Genomic DNA, 14904 nt, shown 5'->3' with positions numbered 1-14904 from the left:
GCGTGGGGTGACCGGGGCCGTGTGCGTCGAGAAGCGCTCGCCGGCTCAACGGCACGGGACAGCCGTACGTGAGCCGCTGAACACGGCGTGGGGGAGGGGGTGGTCGCTCCGGTGCAGGTGGCCCCGGCCGCCCTGGACGGTCGGCGGGGTGCGCGGAAGCCGGCGGCCGGGACGTGCCGGGGACGGCGAAGTGTCAGGCCGGACGACACATGGCGCTCGACGTGCGCGCCAGGTCGATGTGGCGGCGCGAGGTCAGGAAGAGCAGCGCGAGGGCGGTGGAGTGGAGCACGCGCACGGCCGCACCTCGCAATTCCCTAGTTTTCCTACCTGGCTGCTAGGGATCGTGGCAGAAGACGGCGTCCGCCCCAAGGGGGTGTCCGTATGGCGGGCAGTTACCTCTCGAATCGCGAGATGTGGAGGCGAAGTGCGTCAATTGCCCTGGTCTGCTGCCGGTCTTCGCCCTGCGGGCGGGTCACACCGGCAGGACGAAGGCAGGGTGGGCGCCGTTGAGGCAGTAGTCCCCGACCTCGCGGAAGCGGTGGGCGACCGGCTCGTGCAGGGTGTGCGTGCGGACGTTGCGCCAGAAGCGGTCCAGCCCCAGTCGCGCGGAGGCGGCCCTGGGGCCGAGCACGTCGAGGGCGCGAGCGGTGGACTCGTGCGCCGCCCGGGAGGCGGCGGCTTCGGCCATGGCGACGAGGACGGAGATCTCCGCACACTGCTCGAAACCGAGGTCGTCCCCGGCCGCGAGCCCCTCCCGCACGGCGTCCAGCGCCTGGCCGGCTAGTGCGGCCGCGGAGCGGGTGAGGACGGTCAGTTCCCCGTACGCGCTGAGCGCATGGGGATCGGTGGGTGCGGGGACCTGGGAGGTGGCGGGCCACGGCGCGCGGCCCGTCCTGCTGTACTCGCGCACCTCCGCCAGGACGCCCTCCGTCATCCCGAGCAGGAGCTCGACCGAGACGAGGCGCCCGACCGGCGAGGCGAGGGCGGCCGAGGGGGACAGGGACTCCTCGTCCGGGGACAGCGGGCCGAGCACGTCATCGCCGGTGACCGTCACGGCGTCGAACTCCACGCTCCCGCCGGCCGCGAGCCGCTGGCCGAAGCCGCCGGTGTCGCCGTCCACCTGCACACCGGGGGCCGCGGGGTCGACCAGGACGGCCACGGGCTCGTCCGAGCCGGCGCGGACGGCCCGGACCGCGAGGCGGTCGGCGACCAGGACGCCGGTGGCGTAGCTCTGCCGGCCGTCGAGTACGTGGCGGCCGGGCTTGCCGGTGAGGAGCGCCGGGGCCTCCTGGCGGGCCAGGCCGCCGCCCCAGCACCACTGCTCGGCGGCCGCCCGCAGCTGGACGCGTGCGGCGAGATCGGGCGGGGAGAAGAAGCGGGTGCTCCAGGACAGGAAGTAGTGACAGCCGAGCAGTCGGCCGATCGCTCCGTCGGCGGCGGCGATCTCCCGCAGGACGGCGCAGGCGGTCGCCCAGTCCGCGCCGCCGCCCCCGGACTCCACCGGCGCGAGGAGGGTCAGCAGCCCGGCCTCGCGGAGCCCGGCCACCTCTGCGAACGGGACTTTGCCCGCCTGCTCCCTGGCCACGGCGTCCGTGGCCAGGTCGTCCGCCACCTCGCGGGCCACGCGCAGCCAGTGTGCACGGCCGGGCCCGGTCCGCTCGGCTGTCGGGGCGGGGTCGGCCGGTGCGATGGCAAGGCCCATGGCGGGCTCTCCTCAAGGTCGGTGGCGGGGTGTGGCGCCGGGGCTGTGCTGGTCGGGCACGTACTTGTAGCCCACGCGCCGCACCGTGGCGATGGTGTGCCGGTGGGCCGCGCCGAGCTTGCGGCGCAGCCGCGCGATGTGGACGTCCACGGTCCGTCCGTCGCCGACGTGGGCGTAGCCCCAGACGGCGGCGACCAGGCGCTCGCGTGTGTGCACCTGGTGCGGGTGCCGGACGAGGTGTGCCAGCAGTGCGAACTCCAGGTAGGTGAGGTCGAGTTGACGGCCGTCCACCTCGGCGACCCGGCGGGCCGGGTCGACCTGGACGGCGCCGTCGCCGATGCGCGGGGCGGCGGCCGGGGCCGTCGCCTCCACGGGCCGGATCTCGGGCCGCGGGCCGTCCTCGGCGAACAGGTCGCCGAGGTCCGTGCCCTCCGGGACCAGGAGGAGGTAGCTGACGAGGCGCGGGGCGGTGGGTGCGGTGGCGCCGTCGAGCCCTGCGTCACCGACCAGGTGGAGGCGGCGGGTCTCGACGGGCTGGGCTGCCGGAGGGGTGGTCCGGGTGGGGAGTGCCGTGGTCATGGGGATGTCCCTCGGTGTGCGCGGGCCGCCGGGCTCCGTGTACGGGCGCGTCCGGCCGCGGGAGATGGAGGTGAACTGAGCCGAGTGGCACGTACGGCGGGTGAGCCGGGTGCCTTCAGGCGCAACAGCAGGCGGCGCTGACGACGTGACCGAAGTCGACATGCCGACGGCGAACGAGTCGCTGCTGTGTACGGGACATGGGCAACATCCTGTGCATCCTCCACGGACACCGTCAAGGGTTTCCTAGTAACTCGATAGGAAACGTGGGGAATGCCTCAGAGGTGAACCGCTCAGGGTGCGCAGCAGCCGACGGGCCACCGAGTCGTTCTGGCGGAAGGCGGGAGCGTCGGTACGGGGCCGGGCGAAGGCGGCGACGGCCCGGCTGTTCGTGGGGGCGCCGAGCGCGAGCCGGCGCGGGTGCGGTCCGCCCAGGGCCGGGTCGAGGACATGGGCGTCGCCGGGGGAGACGCTCAGCAGGCCGGAACGGTGGGTGCGGGTGGCGTCCGCGACGACCTCTTCGCTGAGGGAACCCCGGCGGTACAGGTCGCGCAGCAGGGGGTCCTCGGTGCGGGCCAGCGAAGGGGCGGGCAGGTACGCCTCGATCAGCGCCGTCGCGCGGACGGCCCGGCCGGGGACGGTGGGGCTGGTGGCGGTGAACGTGCCCGTGACCTCGTCGGTGCCGACGCGCATGCCGGCCCCCACGAACCGGACGACACCCGCCCGGGACAGCGCGTGCAGTTGCCGCAGCCGGTCCCCGGGCGGACCGGAGGCGAGGAAGCTGAAGAACCCGTGCCACCAGCCGTCGAGGTGGTCCGCGACCGAACGGGCCGTGAGCCGCCCCGAGGCGACCAGACGCGGAAGCCCGCCGTACACCGACAGCAGGGCGAGGAACGCCCCGAGGTCGGCGCTGAACTCCCCGTCCTCCCGCCGTGCCACGTCCTGGGCGATGTGGTCGCGCAGGAAGTCCTGGAAGGCCTCGGGCGTGGGGAACGTACGGCCGTCCAGGGGGCGGTCTAGAGCCTCGAAGTCCAGTCGGTCCGCCGGGTCGGGCACGGCCGCGGCGACGAGGGCGGTCATCCCCTCGGCGTACCAGTCGAGGCCGTCGTAGGCGGCGGCGAACTCGCGCCAGGGGAGGGCGGTGCGGCCGGGGTGGGCGTGGAACAGCTCGTGGTAGTGGCCGAACCCGATCTCCTTGGCCATCAGCGGCCACACGTCACGGCGCAGGTCCAGCGGTCCGGGCCGGGCGAGCAGCAGGTCCACCGCCTCGGGGCCGAAGTACCGGGGCAGGGCGGGGCGCGGGCCGCGGAGCCGGTAGCGGGTCTTGGAGTGGTACGGCACGCCGCGCCGCGACCCGACGTGCAGGACGGGCTCACGGCCCGACGGAACGTAGGTGAGCGTGCCGTCGCCGCCGGTGCGGTACGTACCGCCGCGCCCCTCGGTGAGCAGCACCAGCAGATCGATGAAGGCCAGTCCGAGGCCCCGCACCACGACGTGTTCGCCGGGGCGCAGTCCGGAGAGGTCCGCGTCGGCGGAGAACTCCGGAGGCAGGTGGAAGCGCCCGTGGCGGCGGGCGAACGCGGCGAGCGTGCGGTGTTCGGCCGGCGGGGCGGCCCCGAGGTGCCCCTGGGTGAGGACCACCAGGTCGGCCGTGAGCGGGGTGGGCCGCCCGGCGAGGTGCACGCACTGCAGGCCGTCCGGGGGGCCGGTGACGGAGGTCGCGGTGGTGCGGTGCACCTCGACGGTGACCGAGGTGGGCAGTTCGGCCACCGCCCGGCGGAACACCCAGTCCAGGTAGGCGCTTTGAGCACGGCGCGTCGGGAAGTCGGTGCCGCTCAGGGAACGCAGCTCGGCCAGGACCCCGGGGTCGGCGGGGGCGGAGTGCGGTGCGTGACGGGGGCCCCGGCCCGAGAACCCGGCGGCCCACTCGGCCAGTGAGGGTCCGGGCCGCACCGGGCCCTCGATCGTGGAGGACTCGTCGGTGAACATGGTGACGTCCTCCGCCATGGAGTTCATCCGCAGCAGCGGGGACTGGTCGTGCCGCCAGACCCGCCCCGGCCCGGGCGGATACGGGTCCACCAGGTGGATGTGCAACTCGCGTTCCCCTGACCACAGTTCGTCGGCGTTCGCCGCGATGCGCTCGAGCAGCCCGGTGGCGCGCGGGCCCGCGCCCACGACGACCAGGACGGCCGGCGAGTCGGTGCCGCCGGCGCCGCTCACCGGTGACCGCCGATCGCCGGTCGGGCGTCGGAGGCCGTCGCCGTTCCCAGCCGGACGCGGGCGGACGCCACGCGCGCCCGCAGCCGTTGCAGCGGAGTCGGCGGCAGGGCGCGGGAGTCGCCGCGCGCGTAGTGCCGTTCGACGTAGTACTGGCCGGCCCCGAGCACGCTGGTGACCGCGACGTACCAGAGGGTGGCGACCAGCAGCAGCGGGATGACCTGGTACGTCTGGTGGTAGATCAGCTGCGTCGAGTACAGCAGGTCGTGCACCGCCAGCACGCTGACGATGCTGGTGCCTTTCAGCGTGCCGATCAGCATGTTCCCGGCCGTCGGGACGATGGAGCGCATGGCCTGGGGGACGACGACGCGCCCCAGTGTGCGGCGCCTGCCGAGACCGAGGGCCTGCGCGGCCTCGGTCTGGCCGGGGTCGACGGAGAGGATGCCGCCGCGCACCACCTCGGCGGCGTAGGCGCTCTCGTGGAGGGTCAGGCCGACGACCGCGGTGAGGGTCGGGCCGAGCAGGTCGACGGTCCTGACGGTGACGAACTCCGGGCCGTAGGGGACGCCGAGGCCGAGCGTCGGGTACAGGGCGCCGATGTTGAACCAGAACAGCAGCTGGACCAGCAGGGGAGTGGAGCGGAAGATCCACACGTAGCTCCAGCTCAGGGTGCGCAGCACCGGATTGCCGGACAGCCGCATCACCGCCAGGACGGTGCCGAGCGCGAACCCCAGCACCATCACGGCCGCGGTCAGCCACAGGGTCAGCAGCAGCCCGTCGAGCACGGCGGGCGTGTTGAAGTACCGCCCCACGACGCCCCATTGGAAAGCCGGGTTGCGGACGACGGAGTCGAGCACCATCGCGCACACGGCCAGCGCGGCGACAGCCGCCGCCCAGCGGCCGGGGCGCCGGCGCGGCACGATCCGCGGCGGGCCGGAACCGGCCTCCTCCGCGCGGACCGGACGTTTCGTGACGGGGACGGACGTGACGTCGGACGACGTGACCATGGGGAGGCTCTCCGGGAGAGGGAATCAGGCGAGGGCGACCGCCCGGGGCACTCGTGGCCGCGCGCGGCGCACGGGCGCCGGGCGCGAAGACCGAGTGGGGCCGGGAAGCGTGCGTCGTCACGGTCGCCGCGTCCCTCAACGCGGCTGCGGAAGCGGGCTCACGCGAGGCGGAGCCGTCCGTCCTCGATCGTATGGGTCCACGGCACGGATGTGTCAACAAGGCCCGACGGCAGGCACGGACGAGGGGTCCGGCATCCGGTCGCTCCTTGACGGGACGCTCGATGTCCTGCTCAATTAGGCGCATGAACGCCCAGCAGCGCTTGGTCTCGCGCGACCACATCGACTTCGGTCGAGTGTGGTCCGCGGCGTGTTGCGCCTGACTCGGCAGCGGGCCGTCCGACCGGCCCTTCCCTCCTTCGGTGACCCCGTCTCTTCGGTGATCCCGTCGCGAGCCGGTCTTCCCCTTCGCACGCGCTGCCGCACCCGTTCCTCCTGACGCGCGGCGTCGTCACTCGCGTACGCTCCGGCCCCTCGGCCGGCCGGTCATCTTCCCCCGCACGCACGGCAGTTCGTGCTGCCCGCGTGCGGTCACTCCCGAAAGGCCTCTTCCCATGCCCGTGGAGTTCCTCGGCATCGCCGCCACCAACGACGGCTCCGAAACCACCGCGCGCTCCGGCGCAGCCTTCGACAAGGACTACACCCTCCGCCTCGCCCGGGCCCACGAGGAGCACGGTTGGGACCGCGTGCTGTTCGCCTACGGGTCCGGTTCGCCCGATCCGGCGCCCGCCGCCGCGTACATCGCGAGCCGCCTGGACCGGTTGCAGATCCTGCTCGCACACCGGCCCAACGTGTCGTACCCGACGTTCGCCGCGAAGACCTTCGCCACCCTCGACCAGATCAGCGAGGGCCGGCTGACCGTGCACTTCATCACCGGCGGCAACGACCACGAACAGGGCCGCGAGGGCGACACCCTCACCAAGGACGAGCGCTACGCCCGCACCCGCGAGTACATCCGCATCGTCAAGAAGATCTGGACCACGCACGAGCCCTTCGACCACGAGGGCGAGCACTACCGCTTCCACGACTTCGTCAGTGACGTCTTCCCCGCCCAACAGCCGCGCCCGGGCGTGTCCTTCGGCGGCTCCTCGCCCGCCGCCCTCGCCGCAGGCGGGGCCGAGGCCGACATCTACTGCCTGTGGGGCGAGCCGCTGGCGAGGACCGCCGAGCAGATCGAGCACGTGAAGGCCGCAGCGAAAGCGGCGGGACGCACCGACGTCCCGCGCATCCAGGTGGCGTTCCGTCCCATCATCGCCCCGACCGAGGAACTGGCCTGGGAGAAGGCCCACCGCACACTCGGCGCCATCCGGGAGCGGGGCGCGGCCGGGCTCACCCGGCGCCGGCGCGTCGACGCCCCCCAGAACACCGGCTCCCAGCGGCTGATCGCCATCGCGGAGCAGGGCGAGCGCTACGACCGCGCCCTGTGGACCCCGACCGCCGCGGCGACCGGCGGCGCCGGCAACTCCAACGCCCTGGTCGGCACCCCCGAGACCGTGGCCCGGGCGCTCCTCGACTACTACGACCTCGGGGTCGACATCCTCTCCGCGCGCGGCTACGACCTGCTGGACGACGCCATCGACTTCGGCCGGTACGTGATTCCCCTCGTCCGTGAGGAGGTCGCCAGGCGCGACGCCGAGCGGGCCGTGCACGAGGACCGGGCCGGGGCGGTGGTGGGCGCGTGACGTCGGCAGCCCCCGTGCCGCCCCGGGCGGCGCAGCAGGCCGTCGTGCACGTCCCCGTCTCCGACCCGCGGGTGAGACCCCTGCTGCGCGAACTCGGTCACGAGTACACGACGCGGTACGGCAAGGACGCGCACGCCGAGATCGCCCGCTACCCCGACGAGGAGTTCACCCCGCCGCACGGCGGCCTGCTCCTGCTGCTGCTGGAGCACGGCGCCCCCGTGGCGGGCGGCGCCTTCCGCCGTCACGACGCCACCACGGCCGAGCTGAAACGGATCTGGACGCACTCCGCCCACCGCCGGCGCGGACTCGCCCGCCGGGTGCTCGGCGAACTGGAACACGAGGCGGCCGCACGCGGCTACCGCCGGATCCACCTGACCACCGGGCCCCGCCAGCCCGAGGCCCGCGCCCTGTACCTCGCCACGGGCTACACAGCCCTGTTCGACACCGCGGCCGACCCGGAGACCATCGGCCCGCTGCCCTTCGAGAAACACCTGCCACCCCTCCCGCCCACCGGAAAGGCCACGGACCTGTGAAGCTTCCCGGCACCCGAGGCCGCCTGCGCAGCGCCACCGCCCTCGCGCTCCTGCCACTGCTGGGACTGACCGCCTGCGGCTCCGGCGACACCGCCGCGGCCGGCGCCCAGGCCCCTCCCGCGCCCGCCGGCGATCCGGTCGCCGCCGTGCGCGAGGTGGCCTCCGTCGCCGCGCTGCTGCCGCCCGACGTCCGCCGGTCGGGCACCCTGCGGATCGGCAGCTCGGTCGGCTTCCCGCCGGGCGCCTACTACCCGAACGGCCCGGACGAGGCACCCGCCGGGCAGGACATCGACATCGCCGACGCGGTCGCCAAGGTCCTCGGACTGCGGCTGCACCGCCAGGACGCCTCCTTCGAGACGATCCTGCCCGCCCTCGGCAGCGGCAAGTACGACGTCGGTACGGGCAACTTCGGTGTCACCACCGAGCGTCTGAAGACCATCGACTTCGTGACGTACATCAACGACGGCCAGGGCTTCGCGGTGAAGAAGGGCAACACCGCGATCCGCAAGGTGACCGACCTGACCCAGCTGTGCGGGCTGACCATCGGCACCGGCGCCGGCACCACCTTCGAGACGACACTCACCGCCCGGAAGGGCGTGTGCGCCGAAGCGGGCAGGAAGCCGTACGACGTGAAGGTCTACTCGGAGAACGCCGCGACGCTCACCGCGCTCCAGCAGGGCCGCATCGACGTCGTCATGTCGACCATCAACGGCCTGCGCCACCAGGCGTCCCGGGCCGCCTCGCAGACGACGTTCCTCGGCGAGTACCGCCGCCTCGACGTCGGCTTCGCCTTCAAGAAGGGCTCGCCCCTCACCAAGGCCTTCCGGGCCGCCGTCGACGAGCTGATCGAGGACGGCACCTACGCACGGATCCTCAAGAAGTGGGGCACGTCCGCCTCCGCGATCGAGACCTCGCGCATCAACCCGCCCGAGCACCCCTAGCCGAGCAGGAACACCACGATGGCATCCACCACCGGCGCCGCGCCCCCCGGCACGGCCACAGCGGACACCCGCCCCGACCCGCCGGCCGTCCCGGACGGCCCGGCCTCGCTCAAGGTCGTCCCGGCCCGCCACTACGGCCGCTGGGTGGCGGCCGCAGCCGTGATCGTGCTGGTCGTCCAGTGCGTGCACGGGCTGGCCACCAACCCCGTGTGGGAGTGGGACGTCTTCCGCGCCTACGTCCTGTCCGAGACGATCGTCGAGGCGGTCTGGGTCACCCTTCAACTGACCGCCTACGCCACCGTCCTGGGCTTCCTCCTGGGCACCGTCCTGGCCTTCATGCGGCTGTCGCGCAACCCGGTGCTGCAGACCGTCGCCTGGACGTACATCTGGGTCTTCCGGTCGATCCCGATGATCGTGCAGCTGGTGTTCTGGTTCAACCTGAGCGCCCTGTACCGCGAGTTGGGCGTCGGGATCCCCTTCGGCCCGGTGTTCTGGTCGGTCGACAGCAACAGCCTCATCGGCACCATCGGCGCCGCCGTCATCGGGCTGACACTCCATCAGGCCGCCTACGCCGCCGAGGTCGTCCGCGGCGGCGTCATCTCCGTCGACCCCGGCCAGCTGGAGGCCGCCGCCGCACTCGGCGTCCCCCGGCTCCGGCAGATCCGCCGCATCGTCCTGCCCCAGGCCATGCGCGCCATCCTGCCCACCGCCGGCAACGAGATCATCGGCCTGCTGAAGGGCACCTCGGTGGTCTACGTGATGTCCATCGGCGAACTCTTCTACCAGGTCCAGGTCGTCTACGGCCGCAACGGCCGCGTCATCCCGCTGTTGCTCGTCGCCACCGCCTGGTACGTGCTGCTGACCACGCTGCTGTCGGTCGCCCAGTACTACGTCGAACGCCACTACGCCCGCGGCAGCGACCGCACCCCGCCCCCCACCCCGCTCCAGCGGCTCCGGCGCCCGTTGCGCACCCTGCGCGCGGCAGCCGCCCGGCGCGAGCAGCCCGCCGTACCGCCGACCATCCTCGGACCCCTGGGAGCACGCCGATGAGCGAGGTCATGGTGGACGTGCACGGCGTCCACAAGAGCTTCGGCCCGCTGGAAGTGCTGCGCGGCGTCGACCTGCAGGTCCACGCCGGCGAGGTCACCGTCGTCCTCGGCCCGTCCGGCTCCGGCAAGTCCACCCTGCTGCGCACCATCAACCACCTGGAGAAGGTCAGCCGCGGCTGGATCACCATCGACGGCGAACTCATCGGCTACCGCCGCTCGGGGAACCGACTGCACGAACTGAAGGAGAAGGACGTCCTGAAGCAGCGCACCCACATCGGGTTCGTCTTCCAGAGCTTCAACCTCTTCCCCCACCTGAACGTGCTGGAGAACCTGGTCGAGGCCCCGGTCTCCGCGCTGCGCCGGCCCCGCCGCCAGGCGGAGGAGACGGCCCGGCGGCTGCTCGACCGGGTCGGGCTCGCCGACAAGGCCGACGCCTACCCGAGGCAGCTCTCCGGCGGCCAGCAGCAGCGCGTCGCCATCGCCCGTGCGCTCGCCCTCGAACCCAAGGTGCTGCTCTTCGACGAGCCCACCTCGGCCCTCGACCCCGAACTCGTCGGCGAGGTCCTCGACGTCATCAAGGACCTGGCCCGCACCGGCACCACCATGATCGTCGTCACCCACGAGATCGGCTTCGCCCGCGAGGTCGCCGACACCGTCGTCTTCATGGACGGCGGTGTCGTCGTGGAGCAGGGCCCGCCCTCGGCCGTCCTCGACGCCCCGCAGCACGCGCGCACCCGCGCCTTCCTCTCCAAGGTCCTGTGAGCCGCGCCGCTCCGAGTCCCGTCACAGACCCTCGTCCACGCCCGCAAGGAGCACCGCCATGGCCACCGTCCGCACCGCACGCCGCACGACCGCCGTCGCCGCACTCGGTCTCGCCGCCGCCCTCGTCCTCACCGGCTGCGCCGATCCCGACGAGGGCGCAACGACCGAGGTCGCGGCCACCTCCGGCGGCACGACGAAGATCGACACCAGTCCGGACCGGAAGCGCGTGACGACCGCCGAGGTCGACGCCATCGCCGCCCGGGTCCCGGAGCGCATCCGCAAGAGAGGAACCCTGGAGCTCGTGGCGTCCTCGGGCTCCGCGGCCCCGCTGACCTTCTACGCCACCGACAACAAGACCGTCATCGGCGTGGAACCCGACCTCGCCCACCTCGTCGCCGACGTCCTCGGCCTGAAGCCGCACCTCACCATCGTGTCCTGGGAGAACATCTTCGTCGGCCTCGACAGCGCCAAGTACGACGCCGCACTCAGCAACATCACCGTCACCGAGGAACGCAAGGACAAGTACGACTTCGCCACCTACCGTGAGGACAACCTGGGCTTCGAGGCGAAGAAGGGCAGCGGCCTGAAGGTGACCGGCCCCGCGGATGTGGCGGGCCGGACCGTCGCCGTCAGCAGCGGCACGAACCAGGAGAAACTCCTGATCGAGTGGAGCAGGGAGAACGAGAAGGCCGGCCGCGAACCGGTGGACATCAAGTACTACCAGAACGACAGCGACACCCGACTCGCCCTGCGGTCCGGCCGCATCGACCTCTATCTCGGCCCCAACCCGACCGCCGCCCACCACGCGGCCACCACCGGCGAAACCGAGGTCGTCGGCACCCAGTCGGGCGCCGGCGCCGGCCTCCAGGGGCTCATCGCCGCCACCACCAAGAAGGACAGCGGCCTCGTCGAGCCGCTCGCCGACGCCATCGACCATCTCATCGACAACGGCACCTACGCCAAGGTGCTCAAGCGCTGGGGCCTGTCCGACGAGGCCGTCACCACCTCGCGGATCAACCCGCCCGGCCTGCCCAGGACCGGCACGTAGGCGACCGTCCCAGGCGGCCGCCATGTCCTCACCGGCGAACTGCCGCAGCCCACCAGGTACTTCCGAAAGGACCCCCCGACCATGGCCACCATCCTCTCCGTCTCCGGCAGCCCCTCCGCCACGTCCCGCACCGCCCGCCTGCTGCGCCACCTCGACCAGCGGCTCATCGCGCAGGGACACCGGGTGATCCCCTTCGACGTCCGCACCGTCCCGGCCGAGGCCCTGCTCGGCGCGGACTTCCGGCACCCCGCCATCGTCCGGGCCACGGCCCTGGTCGAGCAGGCGGACGGGCTCGTCGTCGGCACCCCCGTCTACAAGGCCGCCTACTCCGGGCTGCTGAAGTCACTGCTCGACCTGCTCCCGCAGTTCGCCCTGGCCGGCAAGACCATCCTCCCCCTGGCCACCGGCGGCTCCACCGCCCATGTCCTGGCCATCGACTACGCGTTGCGCCCCGTCCTCAGCTCCATGGGCGCGACGCACATCGTCCCGGGCTGGTTCACCCTCGACAAGGACATCACCACCACCGAGGACGGCACCCTGACCGTCGCGCCCGGCTCGGCCGAGGCCCTGGCCCAGGTCACCGACCAGTTCTCCGCCGCGCTCGGCGGCCGAACGACCGTGCTGGCGGCCACCGGGTGACTTCCGCCCGGCCTGCTCGACCCGAGCCGCCGGCGGGTCCAGGCCCATGGGCCGCCCTGTGCCGGACGGCACCCGGCCGCCGTGGCACGCCCGAACGGACGACCCGACGCACCAGGCCGCTCCCCACACATCCCGATCGGAGACCCGCGTGTCCCTCACCTTCCACTGGTTCCTGCCCACCAACGGCGACAGCCGCCATGTCGTGGGCGGTGGCCACGGCACCCCGGCCACCGCGACCGGCCGCGACCGGCCACCCACGGTCGCCTACCTGAGCCAGATCGCCCGCGCCGCCGAGGACCTCGGCTTCGTCGGGGCCCTCACGCCGACCGGCGCCTGGTGCGAGGACGCGTGGCTGACCACCGCCATGGTCAGCCGGCAGACCGAGCGGCTGAAGTTCCTCGTGGCCTTCCGGCCCGGCTTCGTCTCCCCGACACTCGCCGCGCAGATGGCCTCCACCTTTCAGCGGCACACCGGCGGCCGGCTGCTGCTCAACGTCGTCACCGGCGGCGAGAGTCACGAACAGCGTGCCTACGGCGACTTCCTCGACAAGGACGCCCGTTACCGCCGTACCGGCGAATTCCTGGAGGTGGTACGCGCGTTGTGGGCAGGCGGGACCGTCGACCTGCGCGGTGAGCACCTCCAGGTCGAGGACGCGCGCCTGGCCCGGGTGCCCGATCCCGTGCCCCGGGTGTACTTCGGCGGCTCGTCACCGATCGCCGGCGAGATCGCCGCCCGGCACGTCGACGTGTACCTCACCTGGGGTGAACCGCCCGCCCAGGTCGCCGGGAAGATCGCCTGGATCCGGGCGCTGGCCGCAGCGCACGGCCGCAGCATCCGTTTCGGCATCCGGCTGCACGTCATCACACGCGACACCGCCGAGCAGGCCTGGGCGGAGGCGGACCGGCTGCTGGCCGGCTTCGACCCGCAGACCGTCGCCTCGGTCCAGGCGGGGCTGGCCCGCAGCGAGTCGGAGGGGCAGCGGCGGATGCTCGCCCTGCACGGCGGCGGCAGCCGCGAGCGGCTGGAGATCCACCCCAACCTGTGGGCGGGCATCGGTCTGGTGCGCGGTGGCGCCGGCACCGCTCTGGTCGGCAGCCACGAAGAGGTCGCCGACCGCATCAGGGAGTACGCGGCCCTGGGAATCGAGGAGTTCGTCCTGTCCGGGTATCCCCACCTGGAGGAGGCCTACTGGTTCGGCGAAGGGGTGCTGCCCAGGCTCGAGGCGCTCGGGCTGTGGCAGCACCCTTCCGCGGCGCGTGCCACGCCCGCCGCCCAGGTGCCGTTCGCCGGGGCCCGGAGTGCGTGACGACCGGGCGGCCGTGCCGCGGGGCGAAACGGCAAGACCTCGGCGGCAAGACCCCGGCCGGACGGCCCTCTTGACGGGAAGGGCACACGGTCCGAGACTCCATGACGGGAACCCTAGTGAAAAGGTAGGGCAATCATGGATCGTGCCGGCCGGGCACGCGGCTCCGACGCCGCCCTCCTCGCCCTCCGGCAGTCCCCCCTGCTGACGTCCCGCCGCCACATCGATCTCCTGCGGGTGTGCAGCGCGGCCGGTTCCCCGGGCGACGGCGGTTCCGTCCCCGCCTGACCCCTCCGCCCCGAGGACCCCGTCCGGCCGTGCCGATGCCGCCGCGTGCCGCCGCCTTCGTGCCTGTCCGCCAGGCCCCTCGTGCCTGTACGTCACGCCCGTACGGCACGCCCCTCGTGCCTGTACGTCACGCCTTTCGTGCCTGTACGCCAGTGAACGAGCACCCCAGGGAGACGCATGTCCGCTCCATCCCCGACCGCCGTGCCGTCCTTCCGCGGCCGGATCGGCTGCGACGCGCGCAGCGGCTACTACGCCGCACCGAACCGCTACCGGCTCCACCTGTCGCCGTCCTGTCCGCACTGTCTGCGGATCGCCGTCACCCACAGCCTCCTCGGCCTCGAGGACGCCCTGCCGGTGACGCTGCTCCCCGCGGTACCCGACACGCCCGACGGCGGGCACACGGCCCTGCGCCCCCTGTACGAGGCCAGTTCCCACCAGCACCCCGGGCCGGCCGTGGCTCCGGTGCTCAGCGACAGCTGGACCGGCACGATCGTCAGCACACACACCCCCGGCATCCTGCGTGACATGGCCCGGCGCTTCGGCGGCGACGGACCCGACCTCGTGCCGAGCGGGGCGGAGGAGGAGATCGAGGCCGTGGCCCGGCTCTGCGAGCAGGGCATCACGGCGGCCGCCCAACGCGCCGGCCGCGCCGGGGCCGTCGCGGCGGAACGGGACGCGGCCCTGACCACGCTGCTGGACACCCTGGACCTGCTGGAGTCGCGGCTGGCCGCCCGGGACCACCTGCTCGGAGCCGGACTCACCCTCGCGGACGTCCACACGTGGGTGACGCTGGTGCAGCTCGACACCGTGCACCGGCACCACCTGGACGCCTCCGCGGTGCACCGGATCACCGGCCACCCGGCCCTGTGGGCCTACGCGCGACGCCTCGCGGCCCGTCCGGCCTTCGGCCCGCACCTCGACCTGGACGGCATCGCGCGCCGGCACCACGCCCACTGCCGGGGCCAGGAGGCCGCGGGGTCGGCGGTGCAGATCGTCGACTGGGCCGCGTTCACGCGGGGGCGGACTCCTCCGCAGGCGGGGTGAGGTGGCCGCGCCCCCGGGCCGGGCACCCTTCCGGTGCCCCGTAGGCCCGCGGGCAC

General features: G+C 73.2%; 15 protein-coding genes. 10 read left to right on the top strand and 5 right to left on the bottom strand.

Annotated elements, in window-relative coordinates:
- Positions 1–193: 193 nt before the first annotated feature.
- The 5 genes from ACZ4M5_RS17975 to ACZ4M5_RS17955 all read right to left on the bottom strand — a co-directional run bounded on the left by ACZ4M5_RS17975 (position 194) and on the right by ACZ4M5_RS17955 (position 5502).
- Complete coding sequence (locus ACZ4M5_RS17975) at positions 194–295, bottom strand: putative leader peptide (protein ID WP_467737827.1); 102 nt, start codon at positions 293–295, stop codon at positions 194–196.
- A 177-nt stretch (positions 296–472) separates the two neighbouring features.
- On the bottom strand, positions 473–1702 hold the full coding sequence (locus ACZ4M5_RS17970) for an acyl-CoA dehydrogenase family protein (protein ID WP_467737825.1): 1230 nt from the start codon (positions 1700–1702) through the stop codon (positions 473–475).
- Positions 1703–1714: 12 nt separating this feature from the next.
- Positions 1715–2281: a winged helix-turn-helix domain-containing protein gene (locus ACZ4M5_RS17965; protein WP_467737823.1), complete on the bottom strand. Its 567-nt coding sequence runs from the start codon at positions 2279–2281 to the stop codon at positions 1715–1717.
- A gap of 243 nt (positions 2282–2524) precedes the next feature.
- Entirely contained in the window at positions 2525–4498 is a 1974-nt protein-coding gene (locus ACZ4M5_RS17960) for an FAD/NAD(P)-binding protein (protein WP_467737821.1), read from the bottom strand.
- Complete coding sequence (locus ACZ4M5_RS17955) at positions 4495–5502, bottom strand: amino acid ABC transporter permease (protein ID WP_467737819.1); 1008 nt, start codon at positions 5500–5502, stop codon at positions 4495–4497. Before ACZ4M5_RS17955 ends, ACZ4M5_RS17960 begins: the two co-directional genes overlap by 4 nt.
- A gap of 611 nt (positions 5503–6113) precedes the next feature.
- Between ACZ4M5_RS17955 and ACZ4M5_RS17950 the strand changes: the two genes are divergently transcribed.
- From ACZ4M5_RS17950 to ACZ4M5_RS17905, 10 genes are all read left to right on the top strand, one after another.
- A complete protein-coding gene (locus ACZ4M5_RS17950; protein WP_467737817.1) occupies positions 6114–7241 on the top strand; it encodes an LLM class flavin-dependent oxidoreductase in 1128 nt (375 codons plus the stop codon).
- Positions 7238–7774: a GNAT family N-acetyltransferase gene (locus ACZ4M5_RS17945; RefSeq protein ID WP_467737815.1), complete on the top strand. Its 537-nt coding sequence runs from the start codon at positions 7238–7240 to the stop codon at positions 7772–7774. Before ACZ4M5_RS17950 ends, ACZ4M5_RS17945 begins: the two co-directional genes overlap by 4 nt.
- A complete protein-coding gene (locus ACZ4M5_RS17940; protein ID WP_467737813.1) occupies positions 7771–8715 on the top strand; it encodes an ABC transporter substrate-binding protein in 945 nt (314 codons plus the stop codon). The genes ACZ4M5_RS17945 and ACZ4M5_RS17940 overlap by 4 nt, the downstream gene beginning before the upstream one ends.
- 18 nt (positions 8716–8733) lie before the next feature.
- Positions 8734–9765, top strand: coding sequence for an amino acid ABC transporter permease (locus ACZ4M5_RS17935; protein WP_467737811.1), 1032 nt, complete (start codon positions 8734–8736; stop codon positions 9763–9765).
- Complete coding sequence (locus tag ACZ4M5_RS17930; RefSeq protein ID WP_467737809.1) at positions 9762–10526, top strand: amino acid ABC transporter ATP-binding protein; 765 nt, start codon at positions 9762–9764, stop codon at positions 10524–10526. Before ACZ4M5_RS17935 ends, ACZ4M5_RS17930 begins: the two co-directional genes overlap by 4 nt.
- A gap of 58 nt (positions 10527–10584) precedes the next feature.
- The gene (locus ACZ4M5_RS17925; RefSeq protein WP_467737807.1) at positions 10585–11574 is read left to right on the top strand and encodes an ABC transporter substrate-binding protein; all 990 of its coding nucleotides are present in this window, start codon (positions 10585–10587) and stop codon (positions 11572–11574) included.
- A gap of 81 nt (positions 11575–11655) precedes the next feature.
- Positions 11656–12213 (top strand): NADPH-dependent FMN reductase, encoded by a 558-nt coding sequence (gene ssuE / locus ACZ4M5_RS17920; protein ID WP_467737805.1) that lies wholly within the window; start codon positions 11656–11658, stop codon positions 12211–12213.
- Positions 12214–12361: 148 nt separating this feature from the next.
- A complete protein-coding gene (locus ACZ4M5_RS17915) occupies positions 12362–13519 on the top strand; it encodes an LLM class flavin-dependent oxidoreductase (RefSeq protein WP_467737803.1) in 1158 nt (385 codons plus the stop codon).
- Between the two features lie 135 nt (positions 13520–13654).
- Positions 13655–13804 (top strand): hypothetical protein, encoded by a 150-nt coding sequence (locus tag ACZ4M5_RS17910; RefSeq protein WP_467737801.1) that lies wholly within the window; start codon positions 13655–13657, stop codon positions 13802–13804.
- Between the two features lie 177 nt (positions 13805–13981).
- Positions 13982–14848: a glutathione S-transferase C-terminal domain-containing protein gene (locus tag ACZ4M5_RS17905; protein WP_467737799.1), complete on the top strand. Its 867-nt coding sequence runs from the start codon at positions 13982–13984 to the stop codon at positions 14846–14848.
- The last annotated feature ends 56 nt before the right edge of the window (positions 14849–14904 follow it).

The sequence above is a fragment of the Streptomyces sp. NPDC026246 genome, from assembly GCF_055567995.1.
The sequence above is the reverse complement of the archived record's forward strand: the minus strand, read 5'-3'. Positions and strand labels throughout refer to the sequence as shown.